General features: G+C 73.2%; 9 protein-coding genes. 2 read left to right on the forward strand and 7 right to left on the reverse strand.

Annotated elements, in window-relative coordinates; translation table 11 throughout:
- Nucleotides 1-112 precede the first annotated feature (112 nt).
- The 4 genes from glgB to ACFV4G_RS17925 form a co-directional block, all read right to left on the reverse strand.
- Nucleotides 113-2449, reverse strand: a complete 2337-nt coding sequence (glgB, locus tag ACFV4G_RS17910; protein WP_380441321.1) for a 1,4-alpha-glucan branching protein GlgB — start codon at nt 2447-2449, stop codon at nt 113-115.
- Between the two features lie 61 nt (nt 2450-2510).
- Nucleotides 2511-4001 (reverse strand): phosphotransferase, encoded by a 1491-nt coding sequence (locus ACFV4G_RS17915; protein ID WP_380441323.1) that lies wholly within the window; start codon nt 3999-4001, stop codon nt 2511-2513.
- A gap of 254 nt (nt 4002-4255) precedes the next feature.
- Nucleotides 4256-5980: a maltose alpha-D-glucosyltransferase gene (gene treS, locus ACFV4G_RS17920; RefSeq protein ID WP_380441325.1), complete on the reverse strand. Its 1725-nt coding sequence runs from the start codon at nt 5978-5980 to the stop codon at nt 4256-4258.
- Nucleotides 5977-7932 (reverse strand): alpha-1,4-glucan--maltose-1-phosphate maltosyltransferase, encoded by a 1956-nt coding sequence (locus ACFV4G_RS17925; RefSeq protein WP_380441412.1) that lies wholly within the window; start codon nt 7930-7932, stop codon nt 5977-5979. The genes treS and ACFV4G_RS17925 overlap by 4 nt, the downstream gene beginning before the upstream one ends.
- Before the next feature lie 1159 nt (nt 7933-9091).
- Between ACFV4G_RS17925 and glgP the strand changes: the two genes are divergently transcribed.
- The gene (glgP, locus tag ACFV4G_RS17930; RefSeq protein WP_380441327.1) at nt 9092-11785 is read left to right on the forward strand and encodes an alpha-glucan family phosphorylase; all 2694 of its coding nucleotides are present in this window, start codon (nt 9092-9094) and stop codon (nt 11783-11785) included.
- A gap of 39 nt (nt 11786-11824) precedes the next feature.
- Here glgP and ACFV4G_RS17935 read toward each other — a convergent pair whose 3' ends face one another.
- On the reverse strand, nt 11825-13681 hold the full coding sequence (locus ACFV4G_RS17935; protein ID WP_380441329.1) for an ABC transporter ATP-binding protein: 1857 nt from the start codon (nt 13679-13681) through the stop codon (nt 11825-11827).
- A complete protein-coding gene (locus ACFV4G_RS17940; RefSeq protein WP_380441331.1) occupies nt 13678-15480 on the reverse strand; it encodes an ABC transporter ATP-binding protein in 1803 nt (600 codons plus the stop codon). The genes ACFV4G_RS17935 and ACFV4G_RS17940 overlap by 4 nt, the downstream gene beginning before the upstream one ends.
- A gap of 233 nt (nt 15481-15713) precedes the next feature.
- On the opposite strand from ACFV4G_RS17940, the gene ACFV4G_RS17945 reads away from it, so the two are divergent.
- Nucleotides 15714-17141 carry a family 2B encapsulin nanocompartment shell protein gene (locus ACFV4G_RS17945; protein WP_380441333.1) on the forward strand — a complete coding sequence of 476 codons (1428 nt, stop codon included), beginning with the start codon at nt 15714-15716 and terminating at the stop codon, nt 17139-17141.
- 11 nt (nt 17142-17152) lie between these two features.
- Here the strand turns inward: ACFV4G_RS17945 and glgX are convergent.
- Nucleotides 17153-18943 (reverse strand): glycogen debranching protein GlgX (gene glgX, locus ACFV4G_RS17950; protein ID WP_380441335.1); only part of this gene is annotated, 1791 nt, incomplete at its 5' end.

Below are 18943 nucleotides of genomic sequence, written 5' to 3' on the forward strand. Positions count from 1 at the left end.
GGGGGGGGGGGTTATGTGGGTTATCGTGCGCCGGGTGCGCCTGGGGGGGGGGGGGGCCGCGGGTGTGGGTCGGGGGGGGGGGGGCCGCCGGTCTGTCGTGCCCGCGGAGGGGTCAGGCCGGGCGGAGCCAGATGGTGGCCAGTGGGGGGAGGATCAGGTCGGCGGAGCGGGGCTGGCCGTTCCACTCGACGGGGTCGGCCTTGATCGGGGTCGAGTTGCCGGTGCCGGTGCCGCCGTAGGCCTCGGCGTCGGTGTTGAGGACTTCCTCCCACAGCTGGTCGCGGCCGTCGAGGGCGGGGAGGCCGACGCGGTGGCCGTGGCGGACGACGGGGGAGAAGTTGCAGACGGCGACGAGGGGCGAGCCGTCGGCGGCGTGGCGGACGTAGGAGAGCAGGTTGTCGTCGGCGGAGCCGCCGTCGAGCCACTGGAAGCCCTCGGGGGAGGTGTCGAGCTCCCAGAGGGCGGGGGTGTCGCGGTAGTGGCGGTTGAGGTCGCGGACGAGGCGGCGCACGCCCTGGTGGTCCCGGTGGGCCGGCCACTGCTCGTCGAGCACCCACCACTGCGGGCCGGTCTCGTGGTCCCATTCCGCGCCCTGGGCGAACTCCTGCCCCATGAAGAGGAGTTGCTTGCCGGGGTGGGACCACATGAAGCCGAGGTAGGCGCGGTGGTTGGCGCGCTGCTGCCACCAGTCGCCGGGCATCTTGGAGACGAGCGCCCGCTTGCCGTGCACGACCTCGTCGTGGGAGATCGGCAGGATGTAGTTCTCGGAGTAGGCGTACACCATCGAGAAGGTGATCTCGTCGTGGTGGTACCTGCGGTGCACCGGCTCCTTGGACATGTAGACCAGCGAGTCGTGCATCCAGCCCATGTTCCACTTGAGGCCGAAGCCGAGGCCGCCGCCGTCGGTCGGGCGGGTCACGCCGTCCCAGGCGGTCGACTCCTCGGCGATCGTCACGACGCCCGGGCAGCGCCGGTAGACGGTCGCGTTCATCTCCTGGAGGAAGGAGGCCGCGTCGAGGTTCTCCCGTCCGCCGAACCGGTTGGGCGTCCAGGCGCCGCCCTCGCGGGAGTAGTCGAGGTAGAGCATCGAGGCGACGGCGTCCACGCGCAGCCCGTCGATGTGGAACTCCTCGCACCAGTAGACCGCGTTGGCGACGAGGAAGTTGCGCACCTCCTTGCGCCCGTAGTCGAACTCCAGCGTGCCCCAGTCGGGGTGTTCGGCGCGCAGCGGGTCGGCGGGCTCGTAGAGCGGCTCGCCGTCGAAGCGGGCGAGGGCGAAGGCGTCCTTGGGGAAGTGGGCGGGCACCCAGTCGACGATCACGCCGATCCCGTGCCGGTGCAGCGTGTCGACGAGGTGGCGGAAGTCGTCCGGGGTGCCGAGGCGGGCGGTGGGCGCGTAGTAGCCGGACACCTGGTAGCCCCAGGAGCCGCCGAAGGGGTGCTCCATGACCGGCATGAACTCCACGTGGGTGAAGTTCAACTCCTTCAGGTAGCCGGGGAGTTCCTCGGCGATCGCGCGGTAGCTGGTGAGGTCGGGCCGCCAGGACGGCAGGTGCAGCTCGTACACCGACATCGGCGCCCGGTGGTGCGCGGCGCGTGCGCGGCGGGCCATCCACTCGCCGTCCTCCCACCGGTAGGCGGAGGAGGTGACGACGGACGCGGTGCCGGGCGGGCACTGGGCGGCGCGGGCCAGGGGGTCGGCCTTGTCGAGCACCCAGCCCTGCCGGGTGTGGATCTCGTACTTGTAGGTGGTGCCCTCGGCCAGCCCGGGGACGAAGAGCTCCCACACGCCGGAGGAGCCGAGCGAGCGCATCGGGTGCCCGGTGCCGTCCCAGTGGTTGAAGTCCCCGATCAGCCGCACCCCGGCGGCGTTCGGCGCCCACACGGCGAACGCGGTGCCGGCCACGCCGTCCACCGTCCGCACGTGCGAGCCGAGCACCTGCCACAGCTGCTCGTGCCGGCCTTCGGAGATGAGGTGCAGGTCGAGCTCGCCGAGGGTGGGCGGGGTGCGGTAGCCGTCCTGCTGGACGAGGGGTTCGCCGTCCGGGTAGGTCACCAGCAGCCGGTAGTCGGGCGGTGCGCCGCCGGCGAGCAGGCCGGTGAACAACCCGGCCTGCTGGTGGGTGAGTTCGGCCGGGCCCTGGGCGGTCTCGACCACGACCCGTTCGGCGAACGGCCGCAGCACCCGGATCGCGGTGCCGCCGTGCACGGGGTGGGCGCCGAGCAGCGCGTGCGGGTCGTGGTGCTGGCCGCCGACCAGCCGGTCCACCTCGGAGGGCGGCAGCGGCGCCTCGGGCAGCCGCAGGGCCCCGGCCGGCAGCGGTTCGGGAGCCGGGGCGGGGCCGGGAGCAGAGGTGGCGGCGGGGGCAGGAGCGGGTGTCCCCGTACCGGCCAGGAACGTGGCCGGTACGGGACGGGTGGTGCGGCCGGGCGGGTCGAGCGGCGTCACGGCGGGGTCCTCCTGCGGCGGGGGGTGTGAGCGAACTCCTGCGGGCGGTACGAGCGGGGGATCACACGGTCAGGGCGAGCCGGTTGATCGCGGCCAGCGGGATCGGCAGCCAGCTCGGGCGGTGCCGGGCCTCGTACACGACCTCGTAGACCGCCTTGTCGATCTCCAGCGCGCGCATCAGCTCCGGCGAGGCCGCCGGGTCGACGCCGCCCCCGGCGGTGTACCCGGCGCAGAAGGCGGTGCGGTTGCGCTGTGCCCAGGCGGCGGCGAGGTGGGCGAGCTCGGGGTCGACCGGGCCGCCGGCGAGGAGGTGGGCCGCCGCGTAGTCGAAGGAGCGCAGCATCGCGGCGACGTCGCGCAGCGCGGGCTGCGGTTCGCGGCGCTCGTTGACGGACTTGGCGGGCTCGCCCTCGAAGTCGAGCAGGACCCAGCCGTGCGGGGTGCGCATGGCCTGGCCGAGGTGCAGGTCGCCGTGGATGCGCTGGACCGGAAGGCCGTCCGGGTGGGCGTCGGCGAGCTGCTGGAAGGCGCTGCGCAGGGCGGCCCGGTAGCGCATCAGTCCGGGGACGGCGGCGACGGCGCTGTCGAGGCGGTCGGCCATGGCGGTGGCGAGCTGGCGGGTCTGGGCGCGGTCGAGGCGGGCGACGGGCATCGAGCGGGCGAGCACCCGGTGCACCTCGGCGGTGGCCCGCCCGAGCCGGTGGGCCTCGATCGCGAAGTTGCCGGGGGACGGGTCGCCCTTGAGCCGGCCGACCTGGTCGAGGGCGAGCTCCCAGCCGTCCTCGGCGTCCGGCAGGTAGCGCTGGAGCAGGCCGAGGGTGGCGGGTTCGGCGCGTTCCATCCGGCTCTCGAACCAGGCCGCGACCCGCGGGATGCGGGTGGAGCCGGCCCGGGAGAGGGCGAGGGAGAGTTCGAGGTCGGGGTTGGTGCCGGGGTGGACGCGGCGGAAGAGCTTGAGGATGTACGAGGTGCCGTAGATGACGGAGCTGTTGGACTGCTCGGCGGTGGAGGCGCGCCCGGGGATCGTGGTGGGCAGGCCGGAGCCGGGGGTGCGGCGGAACGACAGCGAGCCGAAGCGGTCGCCGGTGGCCAGGTGCTCCAGCAGGCGCCCGGTGAGCTCCGGGTCGTGGACGGCGTCGTAGAGCGTCGCGCCGTCGTACGGGCCGTGGGTGAGCCGGCCGAGCACGGCGCCGGGCTCGATGTCGGCGGGGCGCTCGGAACGGACGCCGAGGAGGAGTTGGTAGACGTCCCCGTGCGGGGCGCCGGCCGTGGTGGCGTGCTCGACCCGCAGCAGGAGGTGCAGCAGGGCCGGGTCGCCGACCTGCAGCGGGGTTCCGACCACCGGGGTGAGCCCGGTGATGGGCCGTCCCTTCCCGGCGTACCAGCGCTGGGTGGGGAGCCACTCGGAGATCAGCGGCAGGGCCGCCTGGACGAGTTCGCTGACCCCCAGGGCGGTTCTCCGGAGCCCGGTGCTCCGCGCGCCCGCCGACGCGGCGGGGCCGGCCGGGGTGTCGTGCTGCACATGGGCTTGAGAACGGGAGGTTTCGGACATGACTCCCTTTCCCCGGAAGCGGGCCGACTGCCCGACGGGTCTGGCCGGGTCCGTCAGTCTTCCGGATTTCGGCGGCGCGGCGGTGGCGGCACGCGAGCGGGGCTCAGGTGTCACGCCTTCGTGTGGGTGGCCGTTGGGCTGTTCTCCGTACGCGGCGCCGGGGGCGCCGCGGGGCGGAGGACCCCGGGGCGCGCGGGTTCAACTCGCGCTCCCCGAGGGTCTGGTGGTGCGGTCGGGGCCGGTGCGGCGGATCGTTACTTCGACCGCCTGGTCCCGCTCAGTCGCGGGGGCTGCCGGAGCTGGAACCAGTAGAAGCCGTGGCCGGCCAGGGTGAGCAGGTACGGCCACTCACCGATCGAGGGGAAGCGCACTCCGCCGATCAGCTCGACCGGGTAGCGTCCGCCGTACTGCCGCAGGTCCAGTTCGGTCGGTTGTGCGAACCGCGAGAAGTTGTTCACGCACATGACCAGGTCCCCCTCGTGCTCCCGCACGAAGGCCAGCACCGCGGGGTTGCTGGAGGGCAGTTCGGTGTACGTGCCCAGACCGAACGCCGGGTTGAGCTTGCGGATCTCGATCATGCGACGCGTCCAGTGCAGCAGCGAACTCGAACTGCTCTGCTGCGCCTCGACGTTGGTCACCTGATAGCCGTACACCGGGTCCATGATGGGCGGCAGACTGAGCCTGCCCGGGTCGGCGGAGGAGAAACCCGCGTTGCGGTCCGGGGTCCACTGCATCGGGGTGCGGACGCCGTCCCGGTCGCCGAGCCAGATGTTGTCGCCCATGCCGATCTCGTCCCCGTAGTAGAGCACCGGCGAGCCGGGCAGCGAGAGGAGGAGGGCGGTGAACAGCTCGATCTGGTTGCGGTCGTTCTCCAGCAGCGGGGCGAGCCGGCGCCGGATGCCCACGTTGGCGCGCATCCGGGGGTCCTTGGCGTACTCCGCGTACATGTAGTCGCGCTCCTCGTCGGTGACCATCTCCAGGGTCAGCTCGTCGTGGTTGCGCAGGAAGATGCCCCATTGGCACCCGTACGGGATGTGCGGGGTCTTGGCGAGGATCTCCGAGACGGGGTAGCGGGACTCGCGCCGCACCGCCATGAAGATCCGCGGCATCACCGGGAAGTGGAACGCCATGTGGCACTCGTCGCCGCCCGCCGCGAAGTCGCCGAAGTAGTCGACGACGTCCTCGGGCCACTGGTTGGCCTCGGCGAGCAGCACGGTGTCGGGGTAGTCGGCGTCGATCTCCTTGCGGACCCGGCGCAGGAACTCGTGGGTCTCCGGCAGGTTCTCGCAGTTGGTGCCGTCGCGCGCGAACAGGTAGGGCACCGCGTCCAGCCGGAAGCCGTCGATGCCGAGGTCGAGCCAGAACCGCAGCCCGGCGATCATCTCGTCCTGGACGCGGGGGTTGTCGTAGTTGAGGTCGGGCTGGTGAGAGAAGAACCGGTGCCAGAAGTACTGCTTGCGGACCGGGTCGTACGTCCAGTTGGAGGTCTCGGTGTCGACGAAGATGATGCGGGCGTCCGGGTACCGCTTGTCGTCGTCGGCCCACATGTAGAAGTCGCCGTACGGCCCGTCCGGGTCCGCGCGGGAGGCCTGGAACCACGGGTGCTGGTCGCTGGTGTGGTTCATGACGAAGTCGATGATCACGCGCATGCCGCGGGCGTGCGCGGCGTCCACGAACTCCATGAAGTCGGCGATGTCGCCGAACTCGGGCAGCACCGATTTGTAGTCGGCCACGTCGTACCCGCCGTCGCGCAGCGGCGAGGCGAAGAACGGCGGGAGCCAGAGGCAGTCGATGCCGAGCCACTGGAGGTAGTCGAGCTTGGCCGTGAGCCCCTTCAGGTCCCCGACCCCGTCGCCGTTGCTGTCCTGGAAGGACCGCACCAGCACCTCGTAGAAGACCGCACGCTTGAACCACTCGGGGTCCAGGTTCTTCTTCGAGGTCTCGGGGAAGGTGTCGGGGACGGGCTCGTTCACTGTCACGCTGGGTTCCTCCGAACCGTGAGGAGGTGAGCCGGCTCGGCTGAGGGATCGAGCCGGACGTAGTTGTGCCGGCCCCAGGTGTAGGCGGCGCCGGTGAGCTCGTCGTGCACCGCGAACGGGCCGTCGCCGTCGAGCGTGACGGTGGCCTCCTGGACGTGGTGCGGGTCGAGGTTGACCACGGTGATGACCTGGTCGGTCAGGCCCTCCGGGGTGGTCGCGGTCTTGGAGTAGGCGATCACCTGGTCGTTGTCGGTGGGGTGGAAGCGCAGGTCGCGCAGCTGGCGCAGGGCGGGGTGGCGCCGGCGCAGCCGGTTGAGCACGGTGAGCAGCGGGGCGAGGGTGTCGGTGCGGTTCCAGTCGCGCGGGCGCAGCTCGTACTTCTCCGAGTGCAGGTACTCCTCGGAGCCGGGGTGGGCCGGCTCGTTCTCGTACAGCTCGAACCCGGCGTAGACGCCGTAGGTGGGGGAGAGCGTGGCGGCGAGCACGGCGCGGACGGCGAACGCGGCCCGGCCGCCGTGCTGGAGGTAGGCGTGCAGGATGTCGGGGGTGTTGGCGAAGAAGTTGGGCCGCATGTAGGCGGCCGCGTCACCGGTGAGTTCGGTGAGGTAATCGGTGAGTTCCGGCTTGGTGGTGCGCCAGGTGAAGTACGTGTACGACTGGTGGAAGCCGATCTTCCCGAGGGTGTGCATCATCGCGGGGCGGGTGAAGGCCTCCGCCAGGAACACGACGTCGGGGTCGGTGCGGGCGATGTCGGCGAGCACCTTCTCCCAGAACAGCACCGGCTTGGTGTGCGGGTTGTCGACCCGGAAGATCCGCACTCCGTGGGACATCCAGAAACGCAGGATGCGAACGGTTTCCTTGACGATTCCATCCATGTCCTGATCGAAGTTGACCGGATAGATGTCCTGGTACTTCTTCGGCGGGTTCTCGGCGTACGCGATGGTGCCGTCGGCGCGGTGGCTGAACCATTCCGGGTGCTTGTTCACCCACGGGTGGTCGGGGGAGCACTGGAGGGCGAAGTCCAGCGCCACCTCCAGGTGCAGCGCCCGGGCCTCGGCGACGAAGTGGTCGAAGTCCTCGATGGTGCCGAGGTCCGGGTGGACGGCGTCGTGGCCGCCCTCCGGCGAACCGATCGCCCAGGGCGAGCCGACGTCGTGCGGACCGGCCGTCAGGGTGTTGTCCGGGCCCTTGCGGTAGGCGCGGCCGATCGGGTGGACGGGCGGCAGGTAGACCACGTCGAAGTCCATCGCGGCGATCGCGGGCAGCCGCTCGGCGGCGGTGCGCAGGGTGCCCGAACGCGGCGGCTCGACGCCGTTCGGGTCCACCACGGCGCCCTCCGACCGCGGGAAGAACTCGTACCAGGAGCCGAACAGGGCGCGCTCGCGGTCCACCTGGAGCGGCAGCGGGCGGGAGGCGCTCAGCAGCTCGCGCAGCGGGTACCGGGCGAGCAGCTCCAGCACCTCGGGGGCGAGCGCGGCCGCCAGCCGGGACAGCGGCGGCAGGCCGGGGTCGCGCAGCGCGTCGGCGGCGGCGAGCACGTGCGCGCGGCCCTCCTTCTTCGGCACGCCGGCCGCGGCCTGCTCCAGCAGGCGGGCGCCCTCCTCCAGGACGAGCGCGGTGTCCATCCCGGCGGGGAGCTTGACCGACGCCGTCCTGCGCCAGGTGGCGATCGGGTCGCTCCACGCCTCGACCAGGTAGGACCAGCGGCCGGGCGCGGTCGGGGTGACGTGCGCGCCCCAGCGGTCGGTGCCCTCGGCGAGCTCGTGCATCGGGGTCCACGGGCCGCTGCGCCCGCGCGGGTCGCGCAGCACGACGTTGGCGTTGACGGCGTCGTGGCCCTCGCGGAACACGGTCGCGGTGACCAGGAAGGTCTCGCCGGCGACGGCCTTGGCCGGGCGGCGGCCGGAGTCGACGAGCGGGCTGACGTCCAGGACGGGGATGCGGCCGATCACGGTGTCGCTCTCTGTCTTTCGGGCGGCGGTCTTGCCGGCGGCGGTCTTGCGGGCGGGCGCCTTGCGCGGCGGGGCGTCGGCCTTCGCGGCGCCCGCCTTGGTGGCACCGGACCTCGCACCGGCCTTCGCACCGGCTTTCGCACCGGCCTTCGCGCCGTCCGCCTCCGGGGTGGCGGACGGTGCGGTGGACCCGGCGGTGGCGGTGCGGCGCGTGGTGGTGGTGCGCCTGCGCGGTGCCGTGGTCCGGCTCTCCGCGACCCCTGGTTGTCGGGCCGCTGCGGAGGACTCGGGCTCGGAGTGTTCGAGCGGGGAGGGGTGTTCGGACGAGGGCTGCCCGGGTGAGGCGTGCTCGGGTCCGGAGTGCGGGGGACGGGCCGCTCCGGCCGCCCTGGGCGCCGGCATCGCCGGATCCGTCCGAGTGTCAGAATCCGCCCGTCCGGCGGATTCCGCGACCGCTGCGTCGAGGGTGTCGGCCACCGGTGTGGACTGGTCCCGCGTGTCGCCGTGCATGCCAAGCTCCTGCCCGAGATCGGCGGCAGCTCCCGCCGGCGCCGGGGGGCGGGCCGGGGGAGTACCGGGAGGACTGCTGGGTGGGGAGGACGTGCGACCGAGAGCCTGCCCGCGCCGCCGTCCCCGGCAACCTGCCCGGCGCCCGCCCGGCCCGTGGGGGGACGCCCCGGAGCCCGCGCGCGTCCCGGCGCACGCCTCCGGGGGCACGCCCCTGGGCGACCCGGTCGACCCGTGAACGAGCCGACCGAGTACGAGGACACGCGTCGGAGCGCCGTGGGCGCCGAATGGGCTAAGGAGGACGAGGAACGATCAACGCGAAAAGGATTCGGACGTGCTGCTTCAAGGGGGGCGCCGCCCGTCGCCGCACTCCCCACAGCATCAACGACCTCGGTTCATACTCGCACCGCGGGCCGGACTTTCGCAGCGGTACGACAGTAGTTTCGGGCTTTGTCCGGAGCGGATGAGCGATCGGAAATGGGGTCGTTCCGCAGTGTTCACGCTTTGGTAGCGCGAGCCCCCGGAAAGTGCGCCTCGCGCGCCCCCCGTGCAGCCCAATGCGCCGAATGCGATCTCATCAATAGGCCGAACGGATGCCCAATAGCCCACTTGACGCACTGTCATGACGGCCGTCGGGGCTACGCTTCACGCCGTGAAGGCAATCCGCAGATTCACCGTCCGCACCGTCCTGCCCGAACAACTCCAGCCGTTGCACGAGCTGGCCCTCAACCTGCGCTGGTCCTGGCACCCCGAGACCAGGGACCTCTTCCGGTCCGTGGACCCGGAGGTCTGGGCCGCGACCGGCGAGGACCCGGTGCGGCTGCTCGGGGAGGTCCCGGCCGCCCGGCTCGCCGCGCTCGCCGCCGACCGGCGCTTCCTGCGCCGCCTCGGCGACCTCGCCGACGACCTGCGCGACTACCTCGCGGGCCCGCGCTGGTACCAGGCCCAGGAGGGCGGCGGCACCCCGCTGCCCGCCGCCGTCGCCTACTTCTCGCCCGAGTACGGCATCGCCGCCGCGCTGCCCCAGTACTCCGGCGGGCTCGGGATCCTGGCCGGCGACCACCTCAAGGCCGCCAGCGACCTCGGCGTCCCGATCATCGGCGTGGGGCTGTTCTACCGGCACGGCTACTTCCGGCAGTCCCTCGACCGGGACGGCTGGCAGCAGGAGCGCTACCCGCTGCTCGACCCGGACGAACTCGCGGTCAGCCTGCTCCGGGAGGCCGACGGCACCCCCTGCCGGGTCGACCTCGCCCTGCCCGGCGGCCGGACCCTCGCCGCGCACATCTGGAAGGCCCAGGTCGGCCGGGTCCCGCTGCTCCTCCTCGACTCCGACACCGAGGAGAACTCGCCCGCCGAACGCGACGTCACCGACCGCCTCTACGGCGGCGGCAGCGAGCACCGGCTGCTCCAGGAGATGCTCCTCGGCATCGGCGGCGTCCGGGCCGTGCGCGCCTACTGCCGCCTCACCGGCCACCCCGCCCCCGAGGTCTTCCACACCAACGAGGGCCACGCCGGCTTCCTCGGCGTCGAGCGGATCCGCGAACTCGTTGCCGCCGGCACGGCCGAGACCGACACCGCCGGGGCCGACGGCGCCGGTCCCGACTTCGCCGCCGCCCTGGAGTCCGTCCGGGCCGGCACCCTCTTCACCACCCACACGCCCGTCCCGGCCGGCATCGACCGCTTCGACCGCGAGCTCGTCGCCCGGCACTTCTCCGGCGACGCCGCCCTGCCCGGCGTCCCGGTCGAGCCGGTGCTCGCGCTCGGCGCCGAGACCTGGCCCGGCGGGGACCCGAAGCTCTTCAACATGGCCGCCATGGGCCTGCGGCTCGCCCAGCGCGCCAACGGCGTCTCCACGCTGCACGGCGAGGTCAGCCGGGCCATGTTCAACGGCCTGTGGCCCGGCTTCGACCCGGCCGAGGTCCCGATCACCTCCGTCACCAACGGCGTCCACGCCGCCACCTGGATCGACCCGGCCGTCGTGCGCCTCGGCGCCGCCGAGATCGGCGCCGACCGCGCCGAGGACGCCATGACCAACGGCGACGCCAAGCGCTGGACCGGCCTGGAGCGGATCGGCAACACCGAGATCTGGGACCTGCGCCGCAGCCTGCGCGCCCAGCTGGTCGACGAGGCCCGCCGCCGGCTGCGCACCTCCTGGCGCCAGCGCGGCGCGGGCGAGGCCGAGCTCGGCTGGGTCTCCTCGGTGCTCGACCCGGACGTCCTGACCATCGGCTTCGCCCGCCGGGTGCCCTCCTACAAGCGGCTCACCCTGATGCTGCGCGACCAGGACCGGCTGCGCTCCCTGCTCCTGCACCCGACCCGCCCGGTGCAGATCGTCGTCGCCGGCAAGGCCCACCCGGCCGACGACGGCGGCAAGCGGCTGATCCAGCAGATGGTCGCCTTCGCCGACGACCCGGCCGTCCGCCACCGGATCGTCTTCCTGCCGGACTACGACATGGCGATGGCCCAGCACCTCTACCCGGGCTGCGACGTCTGGCTGAACAACCCGCTGCGCCCGCTGGAGGCCTGCGGCACCTCCGGGATGAAGGCCGCGCTCAACGGCTGCCTCAACCTGTCCGTCCTGGACGGCTGGTGGGACGAGTGGTACGACGGCCAGAACGGCTGGGCGATCCCCACGGCGGACGACGCCGGCGGCGTGCTCGACCCGGAGAGCAGCGAGGCCGAGCGGCGCGACGACATCGAGGCGGCGGCGCTCTACGACCTGATCGAGGAGCAGGTCGCCGCGCGCTTCTACGACCGCGGCGCGGACGGGCTGCCGCACCGCTGGATCGCGATGGTCCGGCACACCCTGGTCACCCTCGGCCCCAAGGTGCTGGCCGGCCGGATGGTCCGCGAGTACGTCGAGCGGCTGTACGCCCCGGCGGCGCTCGCCCAGCGCGAGCTGGCGGCCGGATCGGGCGAGGGCGCCCGCGAGCTGGCGGCCTGGAAGGCGAAGGTCCGCGAGGCCTGGCCGGCCGTCCGGGTCGAGCACGTCGAGGCGGACTGCCCGGCCGAGGCGCAGGAGCTCGGCAGCTCGCTGGCGCTGCGGGTGCAGGTCGCGCTCGGCGCGCTGTCGCCGGGCGACGTCGAGGTGCAGGTGGTGTCCGGCCGGGTGGACGAGACGGACGGCATCTCGGACGCCGGCCTGCTCGCGCTCAAGCCGGTCGGCGGCCCGGACCTGGACGGGCGGACGCGCTACGAGGGCTCGCTGGAGCTGTCCAGGACCGGTCCGTTCGGCTACACCGTCCGGGTGCTGCCGTCCCACCCGCGGCTGGCCTCCCCGGCGGAGCCGGGGCTGGTCGCCCTGCCCGCCGAGTCGGCCGGGATGGACGCGGGGCTACTGCGCTGAGGCGCTGCGCCGGGACGGGCTGGGCCGCGGCGGGGCGGCTCAGACCAGGCTGTCCCGCCAGGCCTGGTGCAGTTCGGCGAAGCGGCCGGCGCCGGCGATCAGCTCCTGCGGGCCGCCGTCCTCGACGATCCGGCCCTGGTCCATCACCAGGACGCGGTCGGCGATCTCCACGGTGGAGAGCCGGTGCGCGATGATCACGGCCGTCCGGCCCGCCAGCACCGTGCGCATGGCCCGCTGGACGGCCTGCTCGCCGGGGACGTCCAGCGAGCTGGTCGCCTCGTCCAGGATCAGCACCGCCGGGTCGGCCAGCAGGGCGCGGGCGAAGGCGACCAGCTGGCGCTGCCCGGCGGAGATCCGGCCGCCGCGCTTGCGCACGTCGGTGTCGAAGCCGTCCGGGAGCGCGGCGACGAACTCGTACGCGCCGATGTCCCGGGCGGCCTGTTCGACCTCCGCGCGGGTGGCGCCGGGGCGGCCGATCGCGATGTTCTCGGCGACGGTGCCGGAGAACAGGAAGGACTCCTGGGTCACCATGACCACCCCGCGCCGCAGTTCGGGGGTGGCGAGGTCGCGCAGGTCGACGCCGTCCAGCCGGATCCGGCCCTCGGTCGGGTCGTAGAAGCGGGCCAGCAGCTTGGCGACGGTCGACTTGCCCGCGCCGGTCGCGCCGACCACGGCCACCGTCTGTCCGGCGGGGATCACCAGGTCGAAGGGCGGCAGCACCTCCTTACCGGTGCGGTAGGCGAAGCGCGTCCCCTCGAAGGAGACCTCGCGGCCCTTGCCGGCCGCCCGCGGCAGTTCGGCGGGCTCGGCCGGCTCGGCGACGGTCGGCTCGTGGGCGAGCAGGCCGGCGATCTTCTCCAGCGCGGCGGCGGCCGACTGGTAGCTGTTGAGGAACATCGCGAGCTGGTCGATCGGGTCGAACAGGCGGCGCAGGTAGAGCAGGAAGGCGGTGAGGACGCCGAGTTCCAGCGTGCCGTCGACGACCAGCCGGCCGCCGAGCAGCACCACGCCGGCCGTCCAGACGTTGGCGGCGGTGCGGGAGAGGCCGACGTAGCGGGCGAGCTCCAGGAAGCCGTCGGCGGTCGCGGTGGCGGAGCGCTGGTTGACCACGGCGAAGGCCGCGTCGTTGGCCTTCTCGCGGCGGAAGGCCTGTACCGGGCGGATGCCGTTCATGGTCTCGGTGAAGCGGACGATCATCGAGGCGGCGGAGGTCCGCGAGCGGCGGTAGACCCGGCGCGAGCGGGTGCGGAAGGAGCGGGCGATCAGGCCGAGCGGCACCAGGGCGGCCAGTGAGGCCAGCCCGAGGCGCCAGTCCAGCACCATGAGCAGCACCGAGATGTAGCAGACCGACAGGAAGACGGTCAGCAGCTCCTGGAGGCCTTCGGAGAGCAGTTCGCGCAGCGCGTCGATGTCGCTGGTGGCGCGGGAGATGATCCGGCCGGAGGTGTAGCGCTCGTGGAAGTCCAGGCTGAGCCGCTGGGCGTGCCGGAAGATCCGGCCGCGCAGCTCCAGCAGGATGTCCTGGTTGACCCGGGCGCTGATCTTGATGAACACCCACTGCAGCAGCGGGCTGAGCAGGGCGAAGCACAGGTAGGCGGCGATCACCGCGATCAGCGGTCCGGCGTCGTTCCCGCGCAGCGCCGGGATGCCGCGGTCCATCGCCACCGCGACCAGCAGCGGGCCGGACTGCAGGGCGGCCTGCTGGACGAGGATCACCACCATCGCGACGGTGATCCGGGCCCGGTGCGGGCCGAGCAGCGAGCGCAGCAGCGCCCGGGGCGCGCCGGGCGGGACGGGGATGTCCTCCTCGTCGTCCGGGGGAGGCGCCAGCTCCTCCTCGGCGGCGGGGCCGGCGGGGTCGGCCGGTTCGACGGCGGGTTCGGCGGTGGTGGTCACCGGGAGGTGCTCCCCTCGGGGATCAGGGCGGCCTCGCCCGTCATCAGTTCGCGGTAGCGCGTGGAGGTGCGCAGCAGTTCCTGGTGGGTGCCGACGGCCTCGATCCGGCCGTCCGCGAGCACCGCGACCCGGTCGGCGAGCAGCACGGTGCTGGGGCGGTGGGCGACCACCAGGGCGGTGGTGCCGGCGAGGACCTCGCGCAGGGCGCGTTCGACCAGGGCCTCGGTGTGCACGTCGAGGGCGGACAGTGGGTCGTCGAGGACGAGGAAGGCCGGGTCGCCGACGACCGCGCGGGCCAGGGCGAGGCGCTGGCGCTGGCCGCCGGAGAGGCTCAGGCCCTGCTCGCCGACCTCGGTGTCCGCCCCGGCCGGGAGCTTGTCGACGAAGCCGGCCTGGGCGGTGGCGAGCGCGGAGCGCAGCCGGTCCTCGCCCGCGCCGGGGGCGCCCATCAGGACGTTCTCCCGGACGGTCGCCGAGAACAGGGTGGGCTCCTCGAAGGCCACCGCGACGAGCTCGCGCAGCCGCTCCCGGGGCAGGTCGCGGATGTCGCGGCCGTCCAGCGTGATGGTGCCGCCGGTGGCCTCGTACAGACGGGGGAGCAGGGCGGTGAGGGTGGTCTTGCCGCTGCCGGTGGCGCCGACCAGGGCCATCGTCTCGCCGCTGCGCACGTGCAGGTCGATGCCCCGGAGCAGGTCGGGGGTGCCGTCGGGGGCGTCGGGGTAGCGGAAGCGGACGCCGGTGAGGCGGATGCCGTCCGGGGTGGCGCCGAGGCCGGTGGCGGTGCCCGGGTCCTCCTCCTCGGGTTCGTCGAGGACCTCGAAGAAGCGGTCGGTGGCGGTGGCGGCCTCGTTGGCGTAGGCGAGCAGCCAGCCGAGGGACTCGACCGGCCAGCGCAGCGCGAGCGCGGTGGAGAGGAAGGCGACCAGGCTGCCGGCGCTGAGCTGGTCGTGGGCGACCAGGTAGGCGCCGACGGCGAGGGCGCAGCCGAGGGCGATCTCCGGCAGCCCGACGATCACCGCCCACAGGTTCGCCAGCAGGTGGGCCTTGTGCAGCTCGGTGCGGCGCAGCAGCCGGGACTGGGCGCGGAACCGCTCGTGCATCGAGCGGTGGCGGCCGAAGGCCTTGAGGACGCGGATGCCGAGGACGGACTCCTCGACGACGGTGGCGAGGTCGCCGTTGCGGTCCTGGGCGAGCCGGGAGGCGCCGGAGTAGCCGGACTCGAAGCGCCGGGTGAGCACGAACAGCGGTGGGGCGGGCAGCACGACGATCAGGGCGAGCCGCCAGTCCTGGGTGAACATCACCACCGTGCCGGCCAGGAACATCACCGAGTTGACGATGAGGAAGACCAGCGGGAAGGCCAGGAACAGCCGCATGGTGTACATGTCGGCGGTGGCCCGGGAGAGCAACTGGCCGGATCCCCACCGTTCGTGGAAGGAGACCGGCAGCCGCTGGAGCTTGGCGAAGAGGTCGCCGCGCATGGCCGTCTCCAGCCCGGCCAGCGGGCGGGCCAGGACCACCCGGCGGGTGTAGAACAGGCCGGCCTCGACCAGGCCGAGGAGCAGCAGCAGGCCGACCAGCGGCCACAGCCCGGCGAGGTCGCGCCGGGCCAGGGGTCCGTCCACGATCCGGCCGAGCACGATCGGCACGCCGAGGACGCTCAGCATGGCGAGCACGGCGGCCGTCACGGAGGTGGCGAGCCGGCGGCGGACGGCCCGGGCGTAGGGCCACAGGCGCAGCAGGGAGCGGACCGTGGAGCGGTGGGCGGTCCCGGGGGCGTCGGGTTGTCGGTTCTCGGCCATCGCCGTGAGGGTAGGCAGACCTCCCGTCATTTCTCACCAGGTTTTTCACCCCTGTCGGCGCGGTGCGGCGAGAACCGGCCACCCGTACGGGTGGGGCGGAGGCGTTCGACGGGGCGCACGTGTCGGTTCGTGCAGGGAGGAGTGCGTCGAGCGCCTCTTGCGAGCCCCTGCCGATCGGCCGATTACATCTCCTGACGGATGGTCACTGATGCGCGAGTGGTAGGAGATGCGACATGACGGTCGAGACCGAGCCGGGCCCCGCGGGGGGCGCCACGGTGGTGCAGGTGCGGACACAGCTCAGCCTCAGCACGGTGGCGGCGCGGAACCTGGCGACGACGACCAAGTCCGAGCCGCAGATGCAGGAGATCACCTCCCGGTGGCTGCTGCGGATGCTGCCCTGGGTACCGGTCCAGGCGGGTACGTACCGGGTCAACCGCCGCCTGAGCTACGCGACCGGGCGCGGCCGGGTGAGCTTCGCCAAGACCGGCACCTCGGTGAGCGTGATCGCCCCCTCGCTGCGCGAGGTGCCGGCGCTGCGCGGCTTCGAGGACGACGCCGTGCTGGAGGAGCTGGCCCGCCGGTTCGTGCAGCGGGACTTCGCCCCGGGCGACGTCCTGGTGCAGGAGGGGGCGCCGATCGAGGAGGTGTTCCTGCTCGCGCACGGCAAGGTCGACCGGCTCGGCACCGGCAAGTACGGCGAGCAGACGGTGGTCGGGACGCTCGCGGACGGCGACCACATCGGCGACGAGGCCCTCACCCGGGAGGACGGCACCTGGCCGTACACCGTGAAGGCGGCGACCGCGGGCGTCGCGATGGCGCTCTCGTGGCCGGTGTTCCAGGAGCTGGTCGACCGCTCGGACGCGCTGCGCGAGCAGCTGCTGGGCTTCGCGGCCGACGCCGCGCAGGCGCAGAACCCGCACGGCGAGGCGAACATCGACCTGTCGGCGGGCCACGAGGGCGAGTTCGAGCTGCCCGGCGCCTTCGTGGACTACGAACTGCGGCCGCGCGAGTTCGAGTTGAGCGTCGCGCAGACCGTCCTGAAGGTGCACACCAGGGTCGCCGACCTCTACAACCAGCCGATGAACCAGACCGAGCAGCAGCTGCGGCTGACCGTCCAGGCGCTGCGCGAGCGCCAGGAGCACGAGCTGATCAACAACCCCGACTTCGGGCTGCTGAGCAACACCGACTTCGACCAGCGCATCCAGACCCACTCCGGCCCGCCCACCCCGGACGACCTGGACGAGCTGCTCGCCATGCGCCGCGACACCGACTACCTGTTCGCCCCCTCGCGGGCGATCGCGGCGTTCGGGCGGGAGTGCAACAGGCGCGGCATCCACCCCGGCACCGTCGACGTCGCGGGCAAGCACCGGCCGACCTGGCGCGGGGTGCCGATCTTCCCGTGCGACAAGATCCCGGTGGCGGACACCGGCACCACGTCCTTCATCGCGATGCGCGTGGGCGAGGACAACCAGGGCGTCATCGGCCTCAACCAGATCGGCATCCCGGACGAGTACGAGCCCGGGCTGAACGTCCGGTTCATGGGCATCGACGAGAAGGCGATCGCGTCCTACCTGGTCAGCGCCTACTACTCGGCGGCGGTGCTGGTGCCGGACGCGATCGGCGTGCTGGAGAACGTCGAGGTGGGCCACGCGCGCGGCTGACGCGCGCCGGATCACTCCGGGGCGGGCGCGCGCAGCAGCTGGAGCGAGCGCCCGCCCAGCACGACGGCCCCCCGCGGGTGCGGTTCGCCGGTGCCCGGGGCCGCCGTGTCGACGACCGTCCCGTACGCGGCCTCCGGCGCGGCCCAGGGCTCGCCGGGGAGGGTGAAGACGACCGGTTCGTGGCCGGCGTTGAGGAGCAGCAGGAAACTGTCGTCGTGCGACGGCCGCCCGGCGCCGTCCCGTTCGGACATCGCGGCACCGGACAGCAGCATGCCGAGGCAGGCCGTCGGCGCGAACCAGTCGGCCTCGGTCATCTCCTTGCCGAGCGGCGTGAACCAGGCGAGGTCCGGCAGGCCGCCCGGGACGGCGGCCCGGCCGGAGAAGAACGCCCGCTGCCGCAGCACCGGGTGGGCGCGGCGCAGCCGCACCAGGCGGGCGGTCAGGTCGCACAGGTCCCGCCAGCCGGGCTCGCGCAGCAGGGACCAGTCCAGCCAGCTGACCTCGTTGTCCTGGCAGTAGGCGTTGTTGTTGCCGCCCTGGGTGCGGCCGAACTCGTCGCCGGCGGTGAGCATCGGCACGCCGGTGGAGAGCAGCAGCGTGGCCAGCAGGTTGCGCAGCTGGCGCAGCCGCAGGGCGGTGACGTCCGGGTCGCCGGTCTCGCCCTCGACGCCGTGGTTCCAGGAGCGGTTGTCGTCGGTGCCGTCCCGGTTGGCCTCGCCGTTGGCCTCGTTGTGCTTGCGGTCGTAGCTGACGAGGTCGCGCAGGGTGAAGCCGTCGTGCGCGGTGACGAAGTTGACGGAGGCGTACGGGCGCCGTCCGCCGCGCTGGTAGAGGTCGGAGGAGCCGGAGAGCCGGTAGCCGAGCTCACGGACGTCCGGGCGGGCGCCGCGCCAGAAGTCCCGGACGGTGTCCCGGTACTTGTCGTTCCACTCGGCCCACAGCGGGGGGAAGCCGCCGACCTGGTAGCCGCCCGGGCCGACGTCCCACGGCTCGGCGATCAGCTTGACCCGGCTGAGGAGGGGGTCCTGGGAGACGGCGGCGAGGAACGGGTGCTCCATGTCGACGCCGTCGCCGGCGCGGGCGAGGGCGGCGGCGAGGTCGAAGCGGAAGCCGTCCACGCCCATCTCGGTGACCCAGTACCGCAGCGAGTCGGTGATCAGCCGGATCACCTGCGGGCGCCGGGTGTCCAGGGTGTTGCCGCAGCCGGTGTAGTCGGCGTAGCCGCGCGGACGGTGCGGGGCGAGGCGGTAGTAGGCGGCGTTGTCGATGCCGCGCAGCGAGAGCGTGGGCCCGAGTTCGGCGCCCTCGGCGGTGTGGTTGAACACGACGTCGAGGATCACCTCGATCCCGGCGGCGTGCAGGGCGCGGACCATCCGCTTGAACTCGCCGACCTGGCCGCCGCGCGAGCCGGAGGCGGAGTAGCCGGCGTGCGGGGCGAAGAACCCGACGGTGTTGTAGCCCCAGTAGTTGGCCAGGCCGCGGGCCTGGAGGTGGTCCTCGCTGGCGTGCTGGTGGACCGGCAGCAGTTCGACGGCGGTGACGCCGAGGCGGGTCAGGTGGGCGACGGCGGCGGGGTGGGCCAGGCCCGCGTAGGTGCCGCGCAGGTGGGGCGGGACGTCGGGGTGGCGCATGGTGAAGCCGCGGACGTGCAGTTCGTAGAGGACGGTCTCGGCCCACGGGGTCTTCGGGCGGTGGTCGTCGTACCAGTCGTGGGGGGGGGGGGGGGGGGGGGGGGGGGCGCGCGGGGCGGGGGCGGGGCCGGGGTGCCGGGACGGGGTGGCGGGGGGGCGCGCGGGGCCCGT

Origin of the sequence: Kitasatospora sp. NPDC059747 (genome assembly GCF_042732955.1) — a bacterium.
In the GTDB taxonomy this organism is placed as follows: Bacteria; Actinomycetota; Actinomycetes; order Streptomycetales; family Streptomycetaceae; genus Kitasatospora.